Source organism: Bradyrhizobium sp. C-145 (assembly GCF_023375135.1).
GTDB classification, from domain to species: Bacteria; Pseudomonadota; Alphaproteobacteria; order Rhizobiales; family Xanthobacteraceae; genus Bradyrhizobium; species Bradyrhizobium zhanjiangense.
The window spans coordinates 4236743-4258466 of sequence record NZ_CP088150.1 but is presented as its reverse complement, the minus strand read 5'-3'; the positions used below and the strand labels follow the sequence as shown (position 1 = coordinate 4258466).

Sequence of the window (21724 nt, the reverse complement as noted above, 5' to 3'; positions counted from 1 at the left end):
CCCGTCAGCTGGACCAGTAACGCCCCGGGGGGCAACCGACCTGCTTATGCCAGCTCGCCGCCGTCCGAGGCGGCGGCACAATAATCGCGCCAGAACTGGCGGTAGCCCGCCTCGAGCTCACGCGTGTAGATCTCGACATTGCCGGCCGGCGAGGCTGCAATCTGAGCCGGCAACTGCGCGCGCAACTTCGCGAGATGATCGGGCTGCGTCGCAAATTTGCGCGCGATCTCGATATAGCCCTCGTCATCCTCGGCGATCCAGTCGCCGAGACCGACGGCGGCCACGATGGAGGCGCCGGCACGCGACGACGCCCCATTGCCGAGCTTGGCCACCACCGGAACGCCCTTGTAGAGCGATTCCCAGGTGCTGATGCCGCCATTTTGCGGGAACGTATCGAGGGAAATATCGACCTTGGCAAAAGCCGCCAGGTGGTCGTTGCGCGAGGTGGTGCCCAGGCAAGTGATGTTCTCCTCGGTAACGCCCTGCGCCACGAAGCGCGCGACCAGGCTATCGCGCAGCAATTGGTCATCGAGCAGACCATGCTTGAGGATGATCTTCGATCCCGGCAGCTCTCGCATCAAGCGCGACCACACCCGGATCGCATCGTCCGATATCTTGTAGATGCGGTTGAACACGCCGAAGGTGACGTAGCCGCTGCGGAGCATCGGCAGCTCGGAAGGCGCCAGATCCGAGACGGGCTCCATCGTGATCAGGCACGGCAGATCGTGGATCTTTTCGGCAAACAAATGCCGAACCGATGGCGGAATGAAAATGGGATCCGCGAGCACATAGTCCATGGTCTGCATGCCCGTGCCCGTCGCGTGTCCGAAGCCGGTGGCCTGGATCGGGGCCGGCTTCCGCGCGAAGACCTGCAGCCTGTTACCGGTCGTGTGGCCCGAAACGTCGATGAGGATGTCGACATTGTCGGCCTGAATGCGATCGGCGAGTTCGTCGTCCGACAGCTGCCAGGCGTCGACCCAGACGTCCGCCATTTGCTTGAACTTGGCGGTGTACTCGTCCTCTCCCGGCCAAGAGTAGTAGCAGATGATTTCAAATTTGGCGTGATCATGATGGCGCAGCACCGGCAGCAAGGTGAGCCCCGCCGAGTGCTGCCGGAATTCGGCAGCGACATAGCCGACCACGATCCGCTTTTCCGGATCAAGCGGCCGCTTCGGCAGCTCCCTTCGCGGCATCTTGGAGCCGATCAAGTCCCACCAGTCTCTGCGGACCGCCTGCTGGACCGCGAAATCGGCTTCGGCACGGTAGTCCTGCAAGAAGATCTTGCCCCTGATCGCATCCCCATAGTCCGGTCGGATCGCAAGCGCACGATCGAGATATTCGATCGCGGAGTCCATGTCCCCCTGGTTCGAATAAGCGAAGCCCATCAGCGCCAACCCCATCTCGGAGCGCGGATTTCGCTCGATCAAGGTCGTCGCGGCCGCCATCGCCTGCGCGGTCTTTCCCATGACGAGGCAGGCCTGCGCCTTGCCCCGGAGCGCCAGTTCGAGCTTGGGCGAAATCGCAAGCGCCGCCTCGAAATCCGCCAGCGCGGGCTCCAGGCGCTGCAGCTCGTAACTGAGGCGCCCGCGTTGGGCCAGGATCCTTGGCGCGCCGGGCTTGATCGCGAGCGCCATGGCAAACTTGGCTGCCGCCTCCTCGTGGTGCCGCAGCTCCATGCTGACCATGCCGCTGCCGACGATGGCCTCGGCGTGACGCGGCTGAAACAGCAGGGCGCGATCGAAACTTTCCTTGGCGCGAGTGACCTGTCCAAGCAAGATCTCGACCATGCCGCGATTGCAGAACGCATCGGCATAATCCGGCTTCAACTTGATGGCGCGTTCGTGCAGCTCGAGCGCCTGGCCGTAGTGCCCCAAATGCATCAGCGTATTGCCGAGGTTGGTCAGCGCCACCGCGAAATTCGGCTTCAGCGCGATGGCCCTCTCCTGACACCGCCGCGCCTCTTCGTAATTGCCGAGGTCGAAATGCACGGTGGCGAGATTGTTATGGGCATCGTGCAGGCGCGGATCGAGCTCGATCACGCGCTCAAGCAGTTGTTGCGCCTCCTCCAGGCGCCGGCCGTCATGCGCGCACATACCGAACAAGTGCATGGCGTCGACATGATCCGGAATCGCTTTCAGGATCTCACGGCAGAGCGCCTCGGTCTCGGCAAATCTGCCCTGGCCATACGCGGCGGCCGCGGCGGAGAGGATGGCATCCGCCTGCTTCATCAATTTCTTCTGCAATCGCGCGTTCTGGAATGCGCGCGCGCCGCCGCTGCCCTGCAAGGTGTCTCTCCGGAGGATTGCCCGGAAAGAGTCTAACTGATTCGCGGCCAGGGCCGGCCGATCAGCAGGACCGGAGATGCCCCCGGGATTTCCCGGGGCTCAGCGCAGGATCTGGCTCAGGAAAAGCTTGGTGCGGGCGTGCTGCGGGGCGGCGAAGAATTCTTTCGGCGTGTTGGCCTCGATGATCTGGCCGGCGTCCATGAACACGACGCGGTTGGCGACCTCGCGGGCAAAGCCCATCTCGTGGGTGACGACCAGCATGGTCATGCCCTCCTCGGCGAGATCGACCATGGTGTCGAGCACCTCCTTGACCATTTCGGGGTCGAGCGCCGAGGTTGGCTCGTCGAACAGCATCACCTTCGGGTTCATGGTCAGCGCACGGGCGATCGCGACGCGCTGCTGCTGGCCGCCGGACATCTGGCCGGGAAACTTGTTGGCCTGGTGCGGGATCTTGACCCGCTCCAGGAATTTCATGGCGGCCTCCTCGGCATCCTTCTTGGGGATGTTGCGCACCCAGATCGGCGCCAGCGTGCAATTATCGAGGACCGTGAGATGCGGGAACAGATTGAAGCTCTGAAACACCATGCCGACTTCGCGTCGCACCGCATCGATATGTTTGAGGTTCGGACCGAGCTCGATGCCGTCGACGACGATCTCGCCCTCCTGGAATTCCTCGAGCGCGTTGATGCAGCGGATTAGCGTCGACTTGCCCGAGCCCGAGGGCCCGCAGATCACGATGCGCTCGCCCTTGTGGACATCGAGGTCGATGTCGCGCAGGACGTGAAAGTCGCCGTACCATTTGTTGAGGCCGGAAATCTTGACGATGGGGTCGGACATGGTGAGCTCCATCAGTTGCGGCGGTGAGCGTTGAGGCGGTGCTCGACGAACAGCGAGTAGCGCGACATTCCAAAGCAGAAGATGAAATAGATGACGCCGGCAAAGGCAAAGCCGGTGAACGCGGTCGACGGCGTCGACCATTTCGGATCCGAGAACGAGGCGCGGAGCGAGCCGAGGAGATCGAACAGCGCCACGATCGAGACCAACGAGGTGTCCTTGAACAGCGAGATGAAGCTGTTGACGAGGTTCGGAATGACGTGGCGCAGCGCCTGCGGCAACACGATCAGCGAGGTCGTCTTCCACCAGGAGAGCCCCAGGGCAGCGGCCGCCTCGCCCTGCCCGCGCGGAATCGCGGCCAAGCCGCCGCGGACGTTCTCGGCCTGATAAGCGCCCGTGAACAGCGCAATCCCGATCAGGGCGCGCACGAGCCCGTCGACGGTGAAATTGCCGGGCAGGAACAAAGGCAGCATATAGGTTGCGAAGAACAGCACGGTGATCAGCGGCACGCCGCGCCAGAATTCGATGAAGGCGATCGAGAAGATCCGGATCAGTGGAATGGTGGAACGGCGGCCAAGCGCCAGCGCGACACCGATCGGCAACGAGGTGACGATGCCGGTGACGGAGACCACCAGCGTCACCAGAAGGCCACCCCACAAATTCGTTGCCACAACAGGCAATCCCCCGCGGTCGAGGCCCATCAGCTTGATGACGATCGCGATGCCGATGAAGGCGGCGATGCTGGATGCCAGAGCCCGCCCGCCGGTGCGAACGCCGCCGCCAAGAACGAAGGCGATCAGGCAGACAATCGCGGCCGTGATGGCGAAATCGGCCCAGACCGGCTGCCCCGTCTCCTGGATCTGATCGCGCAGCCAAGTGAGCGGAAAGATCAGCCAGGAGATCGCCGTGCCGACCAGCACGATGAGGCTTCCGACGGCCCACAGCAGCGGTGCGATGGCGGACGTCTTGCTGAGATTGAGCAGCGCCTGCCCGGCGCCGATGAGGCTCTCGTCGAACAGTTGCAGCAGGCCGGCCGTCCAGCTCAGGCCAAATCCCTTGATGCCGCCACCGTGCAACAGGAAGAATGCCACCACCGGAAGGGCGATGAAGAACAGGCTGGCATTCAGCCCCTTCGCGGGCAGCCTGGGAATGAGCAGCGGCGCCAGCAGGACCACCGCCAAGACGAACGTGAGATTGACCCGCCAGCGCTCGGCCTCGGGATAGAAGCCATAGATCAGTTGCGGCAGCTTGGCCTGGATGTAGGGCCAGCAGGCGCCGACCGCAAAACCAGCGTTCTCGGCAAGGCAAGCCGTGCGATCCTTGCCGGTCCAGACCGCATCGACCATCAGGAATTTGACGGAGGGAACGATGGTGAACCAGAGCAGCAGGGCGCCCACGATCGTGAGCAGGATGTTGGTCGGCGAGTTGAACAGGCGGGTTCGCAGCACGCCGATGAAGCCCGTGGTCTTGACCGGCGCGGGACGCTCGGCGACCAGGTCCCGACGAACGAAGGCGGACGTCGCAATATCGCTCATGCGCCGAGGCTCCGGCTGACGCGCCAACCGTAGACGCTCATGATCGCGCTGGTGACGAGGGAGATCAGGAGGTAGACGCCCATCGTCATGGCGATGATCTCGATCGCCTGGCCGGTCTGGCTCAGCGAGGTGCCGGCGAATACCGACACCAGGTCAGGATAGCCGATCGCGACCGCCAGCGAGGAATTTTTCGTGAGGTTGAGGTATTGGTTGGTCAGCGGCGGCACGATGACGCGCATGGCCTGCGGCACGACGATCAGGCGGAGCGTGGCGCCGCGGCTGAGACCGAGCGAGGATCCCGCCTCCATCTGCCCCTTGTGAACGGACAGAATGCCGGCACGCACGATCTCGGCAATGAAAGCAGCGGTATAGGTCGACAGCGCCACCGTGAGCGCCACGAATTCCGGGATGATGCGTGAGCCGCCGGCGAAGTTGAACCCCCGAAGCTGCGGCAGCTCGAAGGTAAAGGGCAGACCAAACACCAGCATGGTGGCGAGCGGCAATCCGAACAGGGCCCCCAGCACATAGGGCCAGATCCGGATCAGCCGCCCTTCCTGAAACAACGCGCGCCGCGCATGGAAACGCAGCACCAGCGAGGCGACGATGCCGAGCGCCAGCATCGCCAGGAACGGCCCGAGGCCGCTCTGGCCGATCGGACTGGGAACGACGAGGCCGCGATTACTGAGAAAGGCAATGCCGAGCAGCGAAATGCTCTGCCGCGGATTGGGCAAGGCAGCGAGCACGGCGAGGTACCAGAACAGGATCTGGAACAGCAGCGGCAGGTTGCGGATGACCTCGACATAGATCTCGCCGACGCGCGACAACAGCCAATTGGGCGACAGCCGGCATAGCGCGACGATGAAGCCGATCACGGTGGCGAAGACGATGCCGACCACCGAGACCACGAGCGTGTTCAGGAGCCCGACCACGAACACGCGCAGGAACGTGTCCGAGCCGGTGTAGGGAATCAGGGTCTGATTGACATCGAAGCCGGCATTGTTGCGGAGGAAGCCGAAGCCGGCGGCGATGTGCTGGTTTTCGAGGTTGGCGCGGGCGTTGGAGACGATCTCATAGCCGATCCAGCCCAGGATCGCCGCGAAGGCAAACTGGACGGCAATGCCGTTCCAGCCTGCCTTGCCGCCCAGCACACGCCTGATCTTCAGCGCGATCTGGGGCGGCGGTTTACGGGCCTCGGTGCTCATCGCCGCGAGCTGCGATCAGGGTGATCAGCGGATCGGCGGCGCGTACTGGAGACCGCCCTTGTTCCAGAGATTGTTGAGCCCGCGATTGATGGCCAGCGGCGAGCCTGAGCCGACGTTGCGGTCGAACACCTCGCCGTAATTGCCGACCGCCTTCACGATCCGTACCACCCAGTCCTTGGTCAGGCCGAGCTGTTCGCCGAAATTACCGTCGCTGCCGAGCACGCGCTTCAGCTCCGGGCTTTCCAGCTTCGCCTTCTCGTCGACGTTCTTCGAGGTCACGCCGAGCTCTTCAGCCGTGATCATCGCAAACAGCGTCCATTTCACGATGTCGAACCACTGGTCGTCGCCGTGGCGCACCATCGGCCCGAGCGGCTCCTTCGAGATGATTTCGGGGAGCACCATATGGTCGTTGGGATTGGCGAGCTTGAGGCGGTTGGCGTACAGGCCCGACTGGTCGGTGGTGAAGACGTCGCAGCGGCCGGCTTCATAGGCCTTGACCGTTTCGTCGTTGGTGCTGAACGCGATCACCTCGTACTTCATGTTGTTGGCCTTGAAGTAGTCGGCGAGATTTTGCTCGGTGGTGGTGCCGGTCTGCACGCAGACCGATGCGCTATTGAGCTCGAGCGCGGAATTCACCTTGAGGGACTTCTTCACCATGAAGCCCTGCCCGTCATAATAGGTCACGCCGGTGAAGTTGGCGCCCAGCGAGGTGTCGCGCGAGATGGTCCAGGTGGTGTTGCGCGAGAGCACGTCGATCTCGCCGGATTGCAGCGCCGTGAAGCGGTCCTTGGCGGACAGCGGCACGTATTTGACCTTGGTCGGATCGTTGAAGATGGCCCCGGCGATGGCGCGGCAGACGTCGACGTCGAGCCCGGTCCAGTTGCCCTTGTCGTCGGGCGATGAGAAGCCCGGCAGGCCCTGGCTGACGCCGCAGGACAGCATGCCCCGGTCCTTGACGGTCTTGAGCGTTTGCGCATCGGCGGCCTGCGCGGTGAGGCCGGCGGCGAGAGCCAGAGTGAGAGCCAGGGTTACGCGTTTCATGGGCTTCGGGCCTTTCAAAATCGTCTCAAGTGTCGGGAACGTTGTCTTTGGGTCATCTCTGCCAGGGCTAATCGTACCAAGGCTAGCCTTGCAAGACTCATGCTGGCCAACCTAGCCGAACACCCGCCGATCCCGGGAGGCCATACCTTCATCCCCGCCGAAAGGCGCCCGCCATTATGGCTGTAGCGCAAAGTCCGGTCAGGCGATGGATCGAAGGTCGCGGCAGGCCCCTCAACATGCGGCGACTGAATAGCACCTGCGCATCACAGAACGACTGGCGTGCCGAGTCAAGGGGTTGACGGGACTCTTCTGTGTTCTGTTATTAACGACGGCGGCCTTTCGGCCAGCCCGCGGGCGCGACGCGCCCGCTGGAAACGCGGTTTTGAAAGCAGACGCATGGATTCCTCGCACCCCTCCCAGCAGCAGGCCGAGACCCGGCTGGTCACCTCCGGCCGCGACACCAAGGCGCAGAAGGGGTTCGTCAATCCGCCGGTATTTCACGGCTCGACCGTGCTCTATCCGACCGCCGAGGACCTGCACGCCCATCGCGGCGAGTTCACGTATGGCCGCCACGGTTCCCCCACCACGAAGGCCTTCCAGGAGACGCTGATGGCGCTGGAGGGGCCGCAATGCGCCGGCGTCGGCATCGTGCCGTCGGGACTGTCGGCGATCTCGACCACCCTGCTCTCGGTGCTGAAGGCCGGCGACCATCTCCTGGTCTGCGACAACGTCTATCGGCCCTCGCGCAATTTCTGCAACGGCATGCTCGCCCGCTATGGCATCGAGACCACCTATTTCGATCCGCTGATCGGCGCCGGCATCGACAAGCTGCTCAAGCCCAACACCCGCGCCGTTCTGGTGGAGGCGCCAGGCTCGCAATCGTTCGAGATGCCCGACATCCGCGCCATCGCCGAGGTAGCCCATGGTCGCGGCGCGCTCGTCATCGACGACAACACCTGGGCGACGCCGCTCTATCACCGCTCGCTCGAACAGGGCGTCGACATCAGCATGCAGGCGGCCACCAAATATATCGGTGGCCATTCCGACATCATGTTCGGCACCATCTCGGCCAACGCCAAGGCTTGGCCGATGGTCGCCGAAGGCATCCGCCTGCTCGGCGTCTGTGCCGGCCCCGACGACGTCTTCCTGGCGCTGCGCGGTCTGCGCACGCTGTCGGTGCGGCTGGCGCAGCATCATCGTTCGGGGCTCGACATGGCGCGCTGGCTCGCCGCCAGACCCGAGGTTGCGCGCGTATTGCATCCGGCACTCGAAACCGATCCCGGCCATGCAATCTGGAAGCGTGACTTCACGGGCGCGTCCGGCCTGTTCAGCATCGTGCTGAAGCCGGCGCCGCAGAAGGCGGTCGACACCATGCTCGACACGCTCAAGCTATTCGGCATGGGCTTCTCCTGGGGCGGCTTCGAGAGCCTCGTGATTCCCTTCGATTGCGACGCCTATCGCACCGCGACCAAGTGGGCGCCCGGTGGCCCGACGCTGCGCCTGCACATCGGGCTCGAGAGCGTCGACGACCTCAAGGCCGATCTCGACCGCGGCTTCGCTGCTCTCAAGGCGGCAATGTGAGCCTGCTCACAGGGCATCGTGCGCGAGGACGCGGCATCGCGCGCCGCGGGAACGTGCACGCGCCGTAAACGTTAACGGCGACGCGCCAACAAATGATTTGATCCGCCGACGTTTGGCGCTAGCCTCACCAATCGACTCCAATCCGGACACGGAGCATGGGAACGTTGGTTCTGCTTGATCTCATGGGCGGCGTTGCGCTGTTGTTGTGGGGCCTGCACATGGTCCACAGCGGGATCTTGCGCGCCTTCGGTCCCGACCTGCGGCGCCTGCTCAGCAAGGCGCTGAGCAACCGCGTCAGCGCATTCGCCGCCGGCCTCGGGCTCACCGCCCTGCTCCAAAGCAGCACGGCGACCGCCCTGATCACGAGCTCGTTCGCCGCCGAGGGTCTCGTCAGCCTGGCCGCCGCGCTCGCCATCATGCTCGGGGCCAATGTCGGCACGACGCTGATCGTGCAGGTGCTGTCGTTCAACATCGCAGCCGTTGCGCCGGTGCTGTTCGTGCTCGGCCTCGTCGCCTTCCGCTCAGGCCCGCGATCGCGGATCAAGGACATCGGCCGCGTCTGCATTGGCCTCGGCCTGATGCTGCTCTCGCTGCACATTCTGCTCGACACGCTGGCGCCGGCGGAGAACGCGCCCGGCGTCCGCGTCGTGATGTCGGCCATAACAGGCGATCCCATTCTGTGCATCGTCATCGCGGCTCTCATCACCTGGGCGGTGCATTCGAGCGTCGCCAGCGTCCTGCTGATCATGTCGCTGGCCTATTCGCAGTTCGTGACGCCTTATGCGGCCCTCGCACTGGTGCTCGGAGCCAATCTCGGCAGCGCCATCAATCCCGTGTTCGAGGGCGCCAGGCGCGACGATCCCGCGAGCTACCGCCTGCCGGTCGGCAATCTCGTCAACCGCGTGATCGGGATTGCCCTGGTCCTGCCCTTCCTGGGCGTGATCGCCGAGCACATGCACGCCTGGCAGCCCGATCTCGCCCGGATGACAGCCGTCTTCCACATCGCCTTCAACGTCGGCACCGCCGTCCTCTTCATCGGCCCGCTCGATATCATGTCGCGCCTGTTGACCCGGCTGCTGCCCGATCGTGTCAAGGAGGCCGATCCGGCCCGCCCGCGTTATCTCGACGAGACCGCGCTGGAGACGCCGTCACTGGCGCTCGCCGACGCCGCCCGCGAGACCTTGCGCATGGGCGACCTCGTCGAGGTCATGCTGCGCAAGGTGATGGCCGCGATGATGACCGGCGACCGCGCGCTGGTCGACCAGGTCTCGAAAACGGACAATCTCGTCGACGGTCTCGACGAGGCCATCAAGCTCTACGTGACGAAACTCATGCGGGGCAGCCTCGACGAGAGCGAAGGGCGGCGCGCGATGGAGATCATCTCCTTCGCCATCAACCTCGAGCATATCGGCGATATCATCGACAAGAGCCTGAGCGAGCTCGCCACCAAGAAGATCAAGCGGCGCTTCCAGTTCTCGGCCGAGGGGGCCGAGGAGCTCGCCGCTTTCCACAAGCGCACGATGGATTCGCTGCGGATCGCCTTCGGCGTCTTCATGTCGGGTGACGCCAATGAGGCGCGCAAGCTGCTGGTGGAGAAGACGGCGCTGCGCAATACCGAGCTTGCCGCCGTTGAGCGCCATCTGGATCGGCTGCGCGAGGGCCGCCCCGAGACCATCGAGACCACGTCGCTGCATCTGGACGTGCTACGTGATCTGCGCCGCATCCACTCGCATATCTGCTCGGTCGCTTACCCCGTGCTGGACGCGGCCGGCGAACCCTATCGCCGGCACGAGGCCGATCAAGCCGCCCTGCCCGCGTCAGGCGCGGCGTCGGCGTTGCCGCGCTAGCGCTCCCAGGTCAGCGGTCCAGCGTCTTCGAGGCGCTGCCGCGGTTCTTCACGATCAGCATGATGTTGCGGATATAGATGATGGTCGCGAGCGCCTGTCCGAGGATGATGACCGGCTCGCGCTTCACGACGCCGTAGACCAGCGTCATCAGCCCGCCGCCCATGGAGCAGAACCAGAACGCCATCGGCACCACGCTGTTGCCGGCGCGTTCGCTCGCGATCCACTGCACCAGGAAGCGCGCGGTGAAGAACAATTGTGCGACGAGGCCGAACGCGAGCCAGAAATCGAACTTGGCGACGAAGACGTCGTAGAGATAGTTGCTCAGCGCCTGACCGTATTGGATGATCATGCGTTCACCTCGGTCACATCTGGCGTCGTCTTCTTGCGGCGGATCAGCCACCACACGCCGGCGAGATCCATGATGCCGATCCACAGCCGGTCGAAAAAGCCGTAATTCGACACGCCGGAACGGCGCGGCCGGTCGATCACGTCGACATAGGCAATGTCGTAGCCTTCGCGGCGGACCAGCGCCGGCAGGAAGCGATGCAGCCCGTCGAAATAGGGCAGCATCAGGAACACGTCGCGCCGGAACGCCTTCAGGCCGCAGCCGGTGTCGCGCGTGCCATCCTTCAGGATCGCGTTGCGAACGCCGTTCGCCACGCGCGACTGAAACTTCTTGAAGCCGGTGTCCTTGCGCCCGATCCGCTGGCCGGCGGCGAGCCCGACGCGCCCTGCTCCCTTCTCGACCGCCGCGATCAGGTCCGGCAGGAACGCCGGATTGTTCTGGCCGTCGCCGTCGAGCGTGGCAACGATCACCCCGCGCGCCGCACGCACACCACTGCGCACGGCTGCCGATTGGCCGCCCGATCTCGCATGGCGGAGCTGACGCAGATTGCCCCGCTGCTTCATGATGCCGGCAAGCCGCTCGCCGGTCGCATCCGTCGAGCCGTCGTTGACGTAGATGATCTCATAGGCCCAGCGGCCATCGAGCGCCGCCGTGATCTCCTCGATCAAGGGCGCGATGTTGTCGGCTTCGTTGCGCACGGGAACGACGATGGAAACCGATGGCTGGGACGTCGACAAATCAAGGCTCGTGGTTGGAATTGGCCTGCCTCCAAGGAACCGGCGCCCCGGCAGGCAGCCGCTTTTATGGGGCGGATGCCCCGTGGGCAACCCTTTTGAGACGGCTCGATACCGCCCCGGGAAGCGGCACGATCGTGCCGTCCGCGCGGATGGCAAAGCCCAGCCTTCGAGCCGCGAACCAATAGCGGACGGCCAAGGCGCCGACCGTGCCGACCATGGCGCCGGCCACGACGTCGCTCGGGTGGTGCGCGAGCAGCACCAAACGCGTTAAAAGGATCACGATTGCGTAAGTGAACATGAACACGCGCAGGCGCGGCCACAATGCTGATACAGCAAACGCCAAGGCGAACGCTGCCACTGCGTGGCCCGACGGCAGGCTGGCGTAAGCCCCCGTTCCCTCGAACGGAATGAAGTTGAACGGATTGGCCTGTCCGCCGACGAACGGACGTCCGCGTCCGATGAGATATTTCAGGATCTCGGCGACCAACGCTGACACGGCAACCGACAGAAACATGAATTGCAGCCGCGTGCCGAGGCCAAGCAGCAGCGCACGGCGAGTCCCGTGCAGCGCTGCCGCAACGAACGCCACAGCCACAAGCGCAGCACCCAGCACCGACAGCACATACTCGTCCTTGCCGAAATCGGTGAGGATGCGGATTGGCCACAGGCTTGGCGTGCCCCGCGCCGGCATCAGCTGGATCTCGGTCAGATCGAACGCGACCATCAGCACGATGACTAGTGCTGCGCCCGCTGCACTGAGCCAGAGCGAATGCCGCGCCAGCTTTCGGGCGGCCTCGGCGCGGCGCGAATGCGAGGGCGTGCGCACGAGTTGCGCTAGCGCATGCCAGGACACGGCGAGCACTTGCGCGGGATAGCCTGCAGGCGGCCCAATGTCGTTCGGGGCCCGCATCCTATTCGGTGCCTTCCGAGCGGAAGGTCGAGATCGCGATCGCGCGCCCTTGCGAGAAATTATAGCCCTCGATGCGCGTACCGACCTTGTAGCGCAGCCCGATCGCCTCGGCGCGCTGCACGAAGCTACGCTCGGAGCGTTGCTCGATCAGCGCGAAGCGACAGCTGCCCTGCCGCAGGAAGTCGGCCGCGCCCGAGCCGTCGGTGAGCAGCGTCTGCGTGCCCGTCAGGAAGACGAGGCTCGGTTCGTGATAGCCGGCAGCAGCCGCCTTCGGTCCGACGCAGGTGACGTTGCGAAGCGCGCGCGCGATCTCGATGCTCGGAAACAGCGGGGTCAGCGACGGCAGCACGATGCCGTAGACCGTCACCGCCAGCATCAGCGCAGCGACCAGCGCGTTCAGCAGCGAGCGCTCGGCGCGATTGTTGTCGTAGAGCCACCAGGCGAACAGGCCGAAGATCAGCGATGCCGCGATGAACGGCCAGGCCACGAAGGCCGGCTGGCGCGTCAGCATCACCGCGCCGACCACCGCGATGATCGAGGCGGCCGCGGGGATCGCGAACCACCAGGCCGAGCCGCGCATCAGCCAGGACCGCGACAGCACACGCCGCTCCACCGCTCCCGCGGTGAGGATCGCGATCGCGGGATACAGCGGCAGCACATAGTGCGGCAGCTTGGTCAGCACGGCTTCGAACACGATCCAGGACGGGACCAGCCAGGCCAGCAGGAATTGCGCGCCGGGTTCGCGCCGTGCCCGCCAGACTGCGGGCGCTGCCATGGCCGCGAGCGGCGCGCCGGGCCAGAAGGTGATCCAGAACAGCGCGAGGTACAGACCAGGAGGTGCGCCGTGGGATTCCTGGGCGCCTATCTTGCTCAGCATGTCGCCGCCGACGGAATCGGCGAAGAAGGCATCGCCCGCGCGCCAGAAGATCGCGACGAACCAGGGCAGCACCAGCACCAGCATCCACATCAGGCCCCAGACCGGGCGCAGCCGCCACAGCCAGGAGGCGTCGCGGTCCTGGATCGCGAGCGCCACGATGGTCAGGCCGGCAAACATCAGGATCAGCGGACCCTTGATCAGGATGCCGACGGCAAGCGCGCTCCAGAAGATCGCCGGCCAGCTCCAGGGCGGATGGGTCTCATCTTCCGCTCGCTGCCAGGACAGATAGGCCCGCGCCATCGCCCCCATCGCGGCGACCACGCAGAACAGCAGCATCGCATCGGTCTTGGCGAGACGCGCCTCGACACCGAGCAGCACCGAGGCGCACATCATCAGCGCCGCCAGCACCGCGGCGCGCCGCGTGACGAAACCAAGCGCGGCCCAATAGGTCATGAGCACGGCACCGATCGCTCCCAACAGCGATGGCAGCCGGTAGACCCAGATGCGCAATTCGGCCTTCGGCAGCTTGAGCGCCGCAGCGGTTTCGACCGCGGCCGATTGCAGCCAGTAGATGCCGACCGGCTTCTTGTAGCGGACGTCCTCCTGGAAGCGGATGTCGACATAGTCGCCGCTCTCGACCATCTGCTTGGTGGCCTGGGCAAAGCGCGCTTCGTCGCGGTCGATCGGCGGGATGGTGAAGAAGCCTGGCAGGAATAGCAGCAGAGCGCACAGCACCAGGAAGCCGACCGCACGAGCGTGGCTGGCCGTGACGATATCGAGCATGCGCACGAGCCCGCTGCCTGGATTGACGGGCGATTTCGGCTCGCGGGGGGCTCCAAAACGGGGAGTTGGGTAGGTCTCGGCCATTGGTTCCGCTTACGCTGAAACCGCCATCGCCACAACCGCTTAAGCCGGGCTCATTGAATTCGAATGACAACTGTGTCCGCCGCGCCCGTGGCGTCGATCACGGTGAGCCGCGCAAAGCCCGGACCAGGCGGATCGATCAGCCGCTGGCGGCGGCCGTCGATCTCGCCGAGCGCGGTTCCGTTAACCATGACGGTCATGGGCAGAACGCCGCCGGCGACTTTGACTGGCATGGCTGCGCTCTCCCGACCACTCGATCGATCGACGTCGATCCGCGAGCCGTTGAGCGGAAACTGAATGTGCAGCGCCTGCTCGCCGCCGGTGCGCACCAGTTCCCCGACCGGACGGAACCTCTTCAGCGGCAGCGGCAACTTGCTGTTGCTGGCTACCAGGGTTCCCCTCGGCGGCTTCGGCAACGGAGCCAGAGTCTTGCCGGTTCGGGCGAAGGCGTCGAACAGGATCGGCGCGGCGGCGACACGCCCGATCAGGCCGGGAACCGGCGCACCGTCGGGCCGGCCGACCCAGACGCCGATGGTCATGCGGCCGTCGAAGCCAACCGACCAGGCATCGCGATAGCCGTAGGAGGTGCCGGTCTTGAAGGCGATACGGTTATGGGCGGCATTCTCCGGGGGCGGCGTGCCCAAGAGCACGTTGCCGACCTGCCAGGCCGCAACCTGATCCAGCAGCCGCAACGGCTCACGGTCATCCCTGTCAACGATGATCTCGCGCAGCGGCTTGGTGGTGCCGAGCCGGGCGAAACCCGTATAGAGCTGGACGAGGTCCTGGAGCGTGACGCCGACGCCGCCGAGACCCATGGCGAGCCCCGGCGCCTCGTCCTTGGGCAACACGAGATTGCCGCCAGCCTGCCGCAACCGCGAGGCCAGCCGGCTCGAGCCGACGCGATCGAGCAGCACGATGGCGGGCACGTTCAGCGACAATTGCAGCGCCTTCCTCACCGGTACCGTGCCCTGGAACGTCATGTCGAAATTTTCCGGCGCGTAGGAGCCGAAGCGGACCGGCCGGTCGTCGATCAGGCTCTCCGGATGGACAAAGCCATCCTCGAAGGCGAGGCCGTAGATGAAAGGTTTCAGGGTCGAGCCCGGCGAGCGGATGGCGCGGGTCATGTCGACCTGCCCTGCCCGGCTCTCGTCGAAATAATCGGCCGAGCCGACGCGGGCGAGCACGTCGCCGCTCTCATTGTCGACCACGATGATGCCGACCGAGATATTGGGCCCGAGCGCGATGGCACGATCACGCGCCAGCGGCTCCAGCACCTTCTGCAAGTTCGCATCCAGCGTCAGCTTGATGACCGGCGCGTCCTTCACGATCGAAAGCGCGGTGTCGGAGGCATGCGGCGCCAGGATCGGCATCGGCTTGCGCAGCTTCGGAATGGCAACGGCCTTGGCCTGCTTCGCGTCCTCCACGCTGACCTGATGCTCGGAGACCATCCGGTCGAGCACGCGGTCGCGCGCGATGCGGGCGGCCTCGGGATGGCGATCAAGCCGGCGCGTCTCCGGCGATTGCGGCAGAGCCACCAGCAGCGCGGCCTCCGCCAACGACAGCCTCTTCGGCTCCTTGCCGAGATAGGCGATCGACGCAGCCCGGATGCCTTCGAGATTGCCACCGTAAGGGGCGAGCGCGAGATAGAGATCGAGGATCTGCTCCTTGCTCAAACTTCGCTCGATCTCGATGGCCCGCACCATCTGCCGCAGCTTGGCATAAAGCGAACGCTGTCGTCGCGGCTCCATCAGCCGCGCAAGCTGCATGCTGATGGTCGAGCCGCCCGACACGATGTGGCCGCGCGTTGCAAGCTGCAATGCGGCCCGGCCCAGCGCCAGCGGATCGATGCCGTCATGGGCGTAGAAGCGCTGATCCTCATAGGCGAGCAGCAGTTTTAGATAGGTCGGATCGACGTTCGTCCTGGCATCGACCGGCAGCCGCCACCGCCCATCCGCCATGGCATAGGCGCGCAGCAGCTTGCCATTGCGGTCGACGATGGTGGTGGAGACCTGCCGCGCCTCGTCGAGCGGCAAAGGACCGAGGGAGTAGACCCAGGCGACGAACCCGACGATAGCGAGGATGAAGGCAAAGGCGACGGCCGACAGGGCACGCATGACGCCGCCTCGCCCTGCTCTACCGCCGCCCTCGCTGACTTCGTTCATCCCATTCTCACTCACTTCGCCGCCCGCACCTCGACGGTCCCCGTCCCGGTGCGGCCGTAGCGCGAGGGATTATACATGTCCTCGACATAGGCCTGCGGCAGCACGTATTTGCCGGGCGAGACCGCACGCACGACATAGGCGACGGTGAAGACCGATTTGGAATCCGAGGCGCGGTCGACCGCCGCGGTGAAGCGGTCGTCGCGGAATTCGGTGTCTTCAGGCTCCTCGCCATCCTCGATCCAGTCCAGCGTGCCGCTGTCGCCGGAGGAGACCAGCTTCGGATTGTCGATCTCGAGACCCGCCGGCAGATAGTCCGACACCATGATGTGGCCGTATTCGGGCTTCGCCTCGGTGATCTTCAGCACCACCGCAAAGCGCTGGTTCTGCCTGACCTTGCTGATGTCGGCGGGCTTGCCGTCGAGCGTGAAGTAATTGCGCTCGATCTTGAAGCCGTTCGACGCCGCCGGCTCCGGCGTGACCGGCGAGCCCGACACCGAGACCACCGCCTGCACTGGCGCATCGCCGGTGTTGGTGATCTTCAGCGGCTTGCCCTCCAGCGTCGCGGCCTTGTAACTGCGATAGAGCGCGGTCTTGACCGGCTGGCCGTCCACTTCCATGGACAAGTTCTCCTTGGCCAGCGCCCGCGCCGCCAGCACCAGCCAAGCATTCTCCTGCGTGGAGGTGTAGGGCGTGAGCCCGCGCGCGGTCTCGACCCGCGATACCGCCTGCGTCAGCGTTGCCTTCGGCGCGTTGCCTTCACTGGCGAGCGACACCAGCGCCGCGGCATCGCGAAGCTGCGAGCCATAGTCGGTGCGGCCGAACTCCAGCACCGGTTTTGGCGCGAGACTGTCGAGGGCTGCGCCATAGACGCGTTCCGCGCGGTTGCGGTCGCCGACCAGCGCCAGCGCCGCCGCAAGCTGCGACTTCGCGATTGGGGTTGCGAGGTTGCTCAGCTTGGTATCGGCGAGATAGCGGAGATCGCCGATGGGAGCTGCGCCATTGCGTGCGAGCACATAGAGGCCATAGGCGAGCTCGCGGCCACCGTCCTTCTCCGGCTCGTTGGCATTGACGACGGAGTTGCGGATGCGGTCGAGCGCATTCTTGAACAGCACATCCGGCACCGCAAAGCCCTTTTCGCGGGCGCGGGTCAGGAAGTCCGTCACATAGGCATCCAACCAGGCATCGTCGCCGCCCGCCAACCACAGTCCGAACGAGCCGTTCGAACCCTGGCGCGCCAAGAGCCGCTCGATCGCGTCGCGGATGCGCTGGTCAACCTCGGTGTCCATGGCGAGGTGCGCGCCGGCGGCGAGATCGTTGACGTAGAGCAGCGGCATCGCGCGGCTCGTGATCTGCTCCGAGCAGCCATAGGGATAGCGGTCGAGCGCTTTCAGGATCGTCGCCGCATCGAGCGCGGTTGACAGGCTCGCCGAGACCGAGACGCTGCCGGTGCCCGGCACGAGGTCGGAGAACATGTCCGGCGTCAGCGTCAGGCTCTCGCCCTTCGCCAGCGTGCGGATCGAACGCCGTGCCAGCACCTGCGTCGCTGCTTTGACGTCGAGCGCATAGTGACGCGCGAGCGTAAGGCCGTTCGGTCCCTTGATATCTACGTCGAGCGTGGCCTGCCCCGCCGCCGTCGCGTCGATGGCCAGCGAGAACGCGTTGCGCTGCTTGGCGGCGAGCTTGACTGTGGTCGCGGGGTTGCCGGTCATCTTCACCGGGCCGGCTGTCTTCACGTTGATAACGTAGTCGCCGGCCTGGCCCTCGACATTGTCGATCTCGAGATTGACCGTGCCGCGGTCGCCGTTGAGCAGGAAGCGCGGCAGGGTCGTCGTCAGCACCACGGGATCGCGGATCACGACATCGGTGTTGGCGCGACCGAGTTTCGTGGCGGTCCACGCCACCGCCATCACGCGCGCGGTGCCGGCGAACTCCGGAATGTCGAAGCTCACCTCGGCTGTGCCATCAGCAGCAACGGTGACGATGCCCGAATACAGGGCCAGCGGCTTCTGCGTGGGCGGCGAGCCCTGAAGTTCGCCCGCACCGGCATCGCCGCCGGACTTGATCTGACCGCGCGTGCCCGACATGCCGTCGATCAGCTGGCCGTAGAGATCGCGGATCTCGGCGCTCAGGCGGCGCTGGCCGAGATAGTATTCATCCGGTGCCGGCGGCTTGTAGTTGGTGAGGTTGAGGATGCCGACATCGACCGCGACGACGACGACCTTGGCGTCCTCGCCCGGATTGAGTCCGTCAAGCCTAACCGGGATCTTCAGGGTCGAATTCGGCCGGATCAGCGCCGGTGGCGTCAGCTTCACCTGGAGTGTGCGGGTCTGCTTGTCGATGCCGAACCATTTCAGGCCGATCGCCCGGCCCGGCATGCGCTGGGCGGCCGCATCGAGCGGACGGCGCAGCGTCGCCACCACATAGGCGCCGGTGCCCCAGTCCTTGCCGATTGGAAGCTTCACCTGCGCGGTGCCTTCCTTGACGTCGATGGTCTGCGTCGTCAGCAGGCGATCGCCGAGCACGTTGATAGTCAGCTTGCCGGCGCTGCGCACATTGACGGACACCGTCATGGTGTCGCCGGAGGCGTATTGTGGCTTGTCGATCGAGGTCTCCAACAGGTCCGGCGTGTCGGCGCTGCCGTCGGAATACCAGCCGACGTCGAACTGCACCGAAGTCACCGGGCCGTCAGCGTCGTTCGACTTCACATCCAGCCGATAGCGGCCGGGCTGGGGGTTCAGCGAAATCCGCGACGGTTTGTCGGCGGCGATCACGACATCACCATCGGCAACGCGCGAGGTCGACTTGACCGGCTCGTACTCCCAGTAATTGTTCTGGCGGTACCACTGGTAGCGCGATTCCATCTTCAGGAGCTCGTAGCGCAGGCCATCGCGGGCGAGTGTCTTACCATCGGGCGAGACGAACACGACGTCGAACTCGGCCTTGTCGCCCTCGGCGACGTTCTTGTCGCCGAACAGCGTCTTGACGCCGATCATGGCGGTCGCCGGCGCGATCGGCAGCACGAGCTTGCGTTCGACGGCACGGCCGCCGGTCTCGACCATGCGGACGAAGATCTGTGCCTCCTGCGGCCGCGTCGAGGCCGGCTGCTTGTCCAGCGTCACCGGGAAGGTCGCAACGCCGTTGGCGTCAGCTTCGGGCAGGTTCTCCAGCGGCGTGCGCTCGTTCGAGGTCGTCTCCTCGTCGTCGACGCCGAACTGGTAGCCGGCAAAGCCCGGGCGCTGGCTCGCGGGGGCGACCAACATATCACCTTCGAGCTGGAGGCCCGAAGCCGGCGCGCCATAGAGGAAATGACCGTCCGCCTTCAGCTCCACTGGAGCATTAGCTTTGATCAGCTTGTCCTTGGCGGACAAGTCGAATTCGATCCGATCAGGGACGTAATCCTCGACCATGAAGGTGGTCTCGCCGACCGATGTGCCCTTTGGGTCGGTAAAGGCGCGCACCCGCCAGGTCCCGGTCGGGACGGCCGAGTTGAGCGGCACGGCGAGGGTGCGGCCGCCGGCACCCTGGTCGGACAGCACAGCGCGGCGGAATTCGACGCCGTCGGGACGCTCGATCACCAGCGTCAGTGGCCCCCCGGTGACCGCATTGCCCTGCCCGTCACGCAGCAGCGCGGTGAGATAGACGGTCTCGCTGGAACGGTAGACGCCACGCTCGGCATAGACGAAGGCATCTGCGCCGGCCGGGACTGCGCGCCCCGAGACGCCGCGGTCAGACAAGTCAAAGGCGGAGGTCTTCAGGCTGAGGAAGGCATAATCGGCCTTCTCGCCCGTGACCGTCAGCAGCGCCGGCGACAGCCCGCCCTCGCCGCGCGCGAGCCCCGCCTCGAACAGCACATGGCCGCTGTCGTCGGTCTTGCGGGTGGCCAAAATCTCATTGTTGCGGGCAACCAGGCGCACCTCGGCCTTGCCGACCGGATCGGTCGAGGCCAGCGAGTTGACGAAGACGTGGATGCCGTCATTGCCGGAATAGGCCGACACGCCGAGGTCGGAGACGATGAACCATTGCGTGGCGAGCTGGTACTCGTCGTTGGAGCCCGGCCCCTTGGCCGCAGCGGTCATGACGTACACACCGGGCTGGAGCTCGCCGAGCGCCTGGTCGACCGGGAAAGCCGTGGTGACGTCCTGGTTCAGCGTCATCGCGGTCGCAAGCTCGCCGGACCAGACCTTGACGCCGCGCTCATCGCCGAGATCTGAGAGCTGATATTTCGACAGCGTCTTCTGGAAGTCGCTGTCGACGACCGTGTTGATCAGGTTGCGGTCGCCGATGCGGAACACGTTGATGCTGACCGCGGGCGTGTTGACGCTGACCACGGGAATGCCGCGCTGGCCGGTTCTGGGCAGCACATAGGCGCGGCTAGTGAAGCGCACGAAGGGTTTTCGGTCGCGCACATAGACGTTGAACTCGGCCGATTTCGGCAGGCCCTCCTTCACGGCCGACGGCAGGCCGGCGCGCAGATTGATGTTGTAGCGCTCGCCGTGCTTCAGCCCGTCGACGCAGAGCTGCTTGCCTTCGGCCGACAGCGCCGGCTTGTCCTGCCCCGCCAGCGCCAGGAACGGCGCGAAGTCGGTGCGCTTGGCGAGCTCTTCCGAGAACTGGAAGCAAGCGCGCGGGCTCGCCGAATCCGAGTCCACGGTATAGTCGAGCAGCCGGAAACCATGCTCGTCGCGCAGCTTCTCATACTGGCCGCGGACTTCGGCGACCTCGCGCATGTCCAGGGACAGCCGCATCGCATCCAGCGCCGGCCGCCACAGCTTGCGTTCGGCCAGCGACTTGCCGAGCACGGCGAGCGCGTCGGACTCCTCGCCCGGATTGCCGGCGCGCGTATAGGCGATATAGGCGGCAGTCGAGGCACGCTCCCAGAGGAACGTCTGCTCGCTCGACGTCTTCGGCGAGATCTGGAAGATGACCTTGGCGAGCCGCAGCCAGTTGCCGGCATCATCCGGCGTGGTCGCCGCGATCTGCCCGAGCACCGAGAGGCCGGTGCGATAGTCGTTGCGCCGGAAGGCGGCGTCGGCATCGGTACGCAGCGTCGCGCTGGTCTTGGCGACCGGGCCCGCTTCGCTCTTGATCTGGGCCTCCAGCTTGATCGCGGAATCGGCGAGATCGTCGCGCTTGAACGCCTTGTCGGCGGCCTGTGCTGCGCTAAGGCCGAGCGCCAGCGTGGCGCAGAGTGTGACGGCGCGGATCAGACCGATCATGATGGACTCCCGGAAATCGCGGACGAACGCCGCGGCGGTAAATGAAATGCGCGGAATGGTGACGGACTCAAGGCGATGGAACCAAAGGTGCAAATCGTCGCATTCGCCATGACAAGGCAAGCCCAGAGGAGACCGATCAAGATACCGCCGCGCACGCCGTGTTGATGGCGCAGCAATACCAGACCAGTCGACCGGTGGCCGTGTCCCGGAAGCTAGCCAGCGCTCCCGGCGATGTGATCCATCGTCCAGTACACTGCCGCTCAACCCGGCACCCTGACACCCCACCG

13 protein-coding genes are annotated in these 21724 nt (G+C 65.3%); 2 read left to right on the top strand and 11 right to left on the bottom strand.

Annotation, left to right across the window (positions count from 1 at the left end):
* Positions 1-44: 44 nt before the first annotated feature.
* From LRP30_RS19845 to LRP30_RS19825, 5 genes are all read right to left on the bottom strand, one after another.
* Positions 45-2285, bottom strand: coding sequence for a tetratricopeptide repeat protein (locus LRP30_RS19845; protein WP_249761433.1), 2241 nt, complete (start codon positions 2283-2285; stop codon positions 45-47).
* 99 nt (positions 2286-2384) lie between these two features.
* Positions 2385-3122 carry an amino acid ABC transporter ATP-binding protein gene (locus LRP30_RS19840; protein ID WP_128933946.1) on the bottom strand — a complete coding sequence of 246 codons (738 nt, stop codon included), beginning with the start codon at positions 3120-3122 and terminating at the stop codon, positions 2385-2387.
* 11 nt (positions 3123-3133) lie between these two features.
* A complete protein-coding gene (locus LRP30_RS19835; RefSeq protein WP_249761432.1) occupies positions 3134-4654 on the bottom strand; it encodes an amino acid ABC transporter permease in 1521 nt (506 codons plus the stop codon).
* Complete coding sequence (locus LRP30_RS19830) at positions 4651-5856, bottom strand: ABC transporter permease subunit (protein WP_249761431.1); 1206 nt, start codon at positions 5854-5856, stop codon at positions 4651-4653. Before LRP30_RS19830 ends, LRP30_RS19835 begins: the two co-directional genes overlap by 4 nt.
* Before the next feature lie 24 nt (positions 5857-5880).
* Complete coding sequence (locus tag LRP30_RS19825) at positions 5881-6897, bottom strand: amino acid ABC transporter substrate-binding protein (protein ID WP_128933949.1); 1017 nt, start codon at positions 6895-6897, stop codon at positions 5881-5883.
* 396 nt (positions 6898-7293) lie between these two features.
* On the opposite strand from LRP30_RS19825, the gene metC reads away from it, so the two are divergent.
* Positions 7294-8478: a cystathionine beta-lyase gene (gene metC, locus LRP30_RS19820; RefSeq protein WP_249761430.1), complete on the top strand. Its 1185-nt coding sequence runs from the start codon at positions 7294-7296 to the stop codon at positions 8476-8478.
* 155 nt (positions 8479-8633) lie between these two features.
* Positions 8634-10325: a Na/Pi cotransporter family protein gene (locus tag LRP30_RS19815; RefSeq protein WP_249761429.1), complete on the top strand. Its 1692-nt coding sequence runs from the start codon at positions 8634-8636 to the stop codon at positions 10323-10325.
* Between the two features lie 10 nt (positions 10326-10335).
* Here the strand turns inward: LRP30_RS19815 and LRP30_RS19810 are convergent, their stop codons facing one another.
* The 6 genes from LRP30_RS19810 to LRP30_RS19785 form a co-directional block, all read right to left on the bottom strand.
* Positions 10336-10674, bottom strand: a complete 339-nt coding sequence (locus tag LRP30_RS19810) for a lipid-A-disaccharide synthase N-terminal domain-containing protein (protein ID WP_091894846.1) — start codon at positions 10672-10674, stop codon at positions 10336-10338.
* Positions 10671-11408, bottom strand: coding sequence for a glycosyltransferase family 2 protein (locus LRP30_RS19805; RefSeq protein ID WP_091894848.1), 738 nt, complete (start codon positions 11406-11408; stop codon positions 10671-10673). Before LRP30_RS19805 ends, LRP30_RS19810 begins: the two co-directional genes overlap by 4 nt.
* 64 nt (positions 11409-11472) lie before the next feature.
* Positions 11473-12318, bottom strand: a complete 846-nt coding sequence (locus LRP30_RS19800) for a phosphatase PAP2 family protein (protein ID WP_128933954.1) — start codon at positions 12316-12318, stop codon at positions 11473-11475.
* Position 12319: 1 nt separating this feature from the next.
* Positions 12320-14062, bottom strand: a complete 1743-nt coding sequence (locus LRP30_RS19795; RefSeq protein ID WP_249761428.1) for a glycosyltransferase family 39 protein — start codon at positions 14060-14062, stop codon at positions 12320-12322.
* A 50-nt stretch (positions 14063-14112) separates the two neighbouring features.
* Positions 14113-16221: a penicillin-binding protein 1C gene (gene pbpC, locus LRP30_RS19790; RefSeq protein WP_249761427.1), complete on the bottom strand. Its 2109-nt coding sequence runs from the start codon at positions 16219-16221 to the stop codon at positions 14113-14115.
* A gap of 11 nt (positions 16222-16232) precedes the next feature.
* Positions 16233-21437, bottom strand: a complete 5205-nt coding sequence (locus LRP30_RS19785; protein ID WP_249761426.1) for an alpha-2-macroglobulin — start codon at positions 21435-21437, stop codon at positions 16233-16235.
* Between the last annotated feature and the right edge of the window lie 287 nt (positions 21438-21724).

Coding starts and splice junctions, on each gene's coding strand:
- LRP30_RS19830 (WP_249761431.1), bottom strand. CDS start 5,856: ATGAGCACCGAGGCCCGTAAACCGCCGCCCCAGATCGCGCTGAAGATC.
- LRP30_RS19785 (WP_249761426.1), bottom strand. CDS start 21,437: ATGATCGGTCTGATCCGCGCCGTCACACTCTGCGCCACGCTGGCGCTC.
- pbpC (WP_249761427.1), bottom strand. CDS start 16,221: ATGAACGAAGTCAGCGAGGGCGGCGGTAGAGCAGGGCGAGGCGGCGTC.
- LRP30_RS19810 (WP_091894846.1), bottom strand. CDS start 10,674: ATGATCATCCAATACGGTCAGGCGCTGAGCAACTATCTCTACGACGTC.
- LRP30_RS19795 (WP_249761428.1), bottom strand. CDS start 14,062: ATGGCCGAGACCTACCCAACTCCCCGTTTTGGAGCCCCCCGCGAGCCG.
- LRP30_RS19815 (WP_249761429.1), top strand. CDS start 8,634: ATGGGAACGTTGGTTCTGCTTGATCTCATGGGCGGCGTTGCGCTGTTG.
- LRP30_RS19835 (WP_249761432.1), bottom strand. CDS start 4,654: ATGAGCGATATTGCGACGTCCGCCTTCGTTCGTCGGGACCTGGTCGCC.
- metC (WP_249761430.1), top strand. CDS start 7,294: ATGGATTCCTCGCACCCCTCCCAGCAGCAGGCCGAGACCCGGCTGGTC.
- LRP30_RS19840 (WP_128933946.1), bottom strand. CDS start 3,122: ATGTCCGACCCCATCGTCAAGATTTCCGGCCTCAACAAATGGTACGGC.
- LRP30_RS19825 (WP_128933949.1), bottom strand. CDS start 6,897: ATGAAACGCGTAACCCTGGCTCTCACTCTGGCTCTCGCCGCCGGCCTC.
- LRP30_RS19800 (WP_128933954.1), bottom strand. CDS start 12,318: ATGCGGGCCCCGAACGACATTGGGCCGCCTGCAGGCTATCCCGCGCAA.